The sequence below is a fragment of the Vibrio sp. D173a genome (assembly GCF_030248475.1).
Map to the genome: position 1 here is coordinate 1 of NZ_JAHGAH010001156.1, position 792 is coordinate 792.

Annotated in this window: 1 protein-coding gene; it reads left to right on the forward strand. The window is 37.0% G+C overall.

All coding sequences use genetic code 11. The features are described from left to right. Nucleotides 1–35: 35 nt before the first annotated feature. Nucleotides 36–792: type II secretion system F family protein (locus KIV40_RS31980; protein WP_375164929.1), on the forward strand; the 757-nt coding region annotated here is incomplete at its 3' end.

Consider the following 792-nt stretch of genomic DNA (forward strand, 5'->3'; position numbering starts at 1 on the left):
CAGATGGTAAAGTGCAAGCAATTATATTTATGTGGATGATTGTTATCGGTCTTGGAGTGTTAATTTATTCTTTTTCTGTTAGTCAGACGAGAAAAAAGACTCTAAATAAAGTTGGTGTTTTGCTTGATGACAGTGTTGACTCTTCCAATACCTCAAAAGTTGAGTCAGTGAGCCGTTGGTTTGGTCAGTTATTTTCTATATCTGAGAGGGATGTTGAGAAAAAATTTGTTGCAGCGGGTTTCTATAATAGTAAATGGGTCAAATGGTTACTTCCAATAAAGTATATATCAATGGCATTGGGTATATTAGTGATACTGTTTTATACCATGACCATGCATATGGAATTGACAACAACGATTATACTAATTGCACTTTGGTTAAGTGTAGTTGTTGTCGGTCCTGACCTATACTTAGAGTTGAAGAAAAAGAAATTACAAAGGAAGCTTTCTGACAGGCTCCCCTATTTATTGGACCTAATGGGAGTGTGTGTTAGAACTGGGATGACAATAGAGGCTTCGATTGCATATCTTGCACATGAGATGCAAGGATTTGATCCGGATATATCGCATATGCTTCATAAAACAAACGAGAGAGCAAAGCTCGTTGGGTTGGAGAGTGCACTAGAAGAGTTATATAACCGTGTACCCACTAATGAAGTAAGAAGCTTTGTGATGACGCTTAATCAGAGTTTGCAATATGGTTCGTCTATATATGATGTATTGTCTAATTTAGCTAAGGATATTAGGGATGTCCACATGCTTGAATTGGAAGAAAAGATTGGTAAGTTGGCAG